The sequence below is a fragment of the Xanthomonas hortorum pv. cynarae genome, assembly GCF_002939985.1.
In the GTDB taxonomy this organism is placed as follows: Bacteria; Pseudomonadota; Gammaproteobacteria; order Xanthomonadales; family Xanthomonadaceae; genus Xanthomonas; species Xanthomonas hortorum_D.
On record NZ_MDFM01000071.1, the window covers coordinates 1 to 1,950 of the forward strand.

At 54.7% G+C, this 1,950-nt stretch carries 1 pseudogene; it reads left to right on the forward strand.

Annotated elements, in window-relative coordinates:
* The first annotated feature begins 335 nt into the window (after positions 1-335).
* A pseudogene (locus XcyCFBP4188_RS23535) lies at positions 336-1,520 on the forward strand (RES family NAD+ phosphorylase).
* The last annotated feature ends 430 nt before the right edge of the window (positions 1,521-1,950 follow it).

Consider the following 1,950-nt stretch of genomic DNA (forward strand, 5'->3'; position numbering starts at 1 on the left):
CGTATATCGCTTGCTGCTCATAGACACCTCCGAATCGACCATTTTCCATGGCCTTGAGATGTCTAGGAAACCCTGGGCGTATCAGTTTCCCTCGGGCAATCCTTAGGTCGCTCTTGAATAAAGACAGGAATCGGAACGTGTCGGAACTCAATCGCATCTGCGCGGCCTGTATTAAGGAGCCTTATCTCGGCTCCATCATCGCCTCTACCGGCACTGCTGCCGATTGCGACTACTGCGGAAAGACTGTGCCTACGGTTGTCCTCGAAGAGCTAGTAGACCGCTGTGAGCATTTGATCGAAACCTTTTATGAGGTGACGAGCCTGGAAGATTCGGTCGTGTATTACGACAGGACTCCAGCGGGCGATAGCCTCAGGGATGTTCTCGAAGAGCTCCTCGGAGCTGACGAAGCCGTAATCAACGACTTTACTGAATCCCTTACCGATCGGTGGTTTGACTGGAGCTCGCATGAGCACAAGTACGGCGATGACCCGTATTTTGCTGAAATTTCGCGACTTCCCTCTAACTTGGGCGTTGAATGGCGAAAAATGGAAATGAGCCTCCGCAGTGAGGCACGTATCGTCAATCCGAAGGTGAACTCAATCCTAGAGAGGATTTTCGGACCACTTCTGAACTACCGGACGGCCAGCGGAAATGGAGTCATCGTTGATGCCGGACCTGATACCGGATTGCCGAAGCTCTATCGAGCGCGCGTGTTCCAATCCCTCGAAGCCCTTGAGACCGCTCTCGCCCATCCCTCCAGGGAAGCAGGACCGCCACCTTCTGACGTTGCACGTGCCGGGCGAATGAACGCACGCGGTGTTTCTGTTCTTTACGGCGCGAGTATTCCAGAGATTGCGGTTGCGGAGGTCCGGCCTCCCGTGGGAAGCCATGTGCTGCTAGGGGCGTTCAACATCACTTGCAAGCTGAAAGTCTTGGACCTGGACAAACTGGAAGAACTAGCCTGAGGCGCCAACGCGAGCCGTTTTGATCCGAGCACCGAAGAGGCCGTTGGTACCAATAATTTCCTGAGCACGCTTTCGAGTCGAATGGTCATGCCTGTGATGCCAGAGCACGAAGACAACGGTTATTTGATTACGCAGGCAATCGCTGACTTCTTAGCCACTCATCCCAAGCTAGACTTGGACGGCATTCTCTTTCGCTCAGTCCAGTATCAAGGGCCGGGGGCACAGCAAGGGCGGAACGTCGTGCTGTTCAACAAGGCATCGAGGGTTGCCTCCTCGGGCACCGAGGAAAGCCCGACCAGCCACGTTCAACTGTTTGAGTCGGATGAGTACGGTGACCACTGGAATCCTGAGATTAGGGTGATGCATCCCGAGGATCTTACTCAGGTGCCCCGTTGGTTTGATCAGGATGAGCGCACGGTGGCGTTAGAGATCGATCTGAATGAACTGGAGATTCTGGAGGTGAAGGGGGTCAACTTCACTACCGAGAAAACACACGTGACGAAGTGCGACGAACCGAAGCGCGGTAAGCCACCCAGAAAGAGATCGCTGTTCTAACAGAATTTTCAAGGGGTATGGATAGATCAACTTCGCAACCCCTCTGTGCCCTACTCGCCTCTTCCGCGATATGCTCCGCGTGATCCGCTTCGCATCCATGCGCTATCGCTGCGCATGCCGGAGACCCTGTTGAGGAGCGCACCTGCGTCGCAGATGCTCATTTATCTCTCCAAGCCCCCGACGTTCGCGAATCCTCGCTGAGACGACCGCTGGGCGCTTCGCGCGACCTCATGGTGCAGACCTCGTCACGCTAGTGACACGTCGACAAGTAGTTTGGCGCGTTCTAAGAGTTCGTCAAAAGTGACGATTTCTGGTCGCTCTAAGTGTCTCCTATAGAGCTCGAAGTGTCAGCCTCCCGTAAAATTGATCCAGCCATAATCTAGAGGTCTCCGGCACACTAGCCACCAAGGAGACCACCATGCGCAAGAGC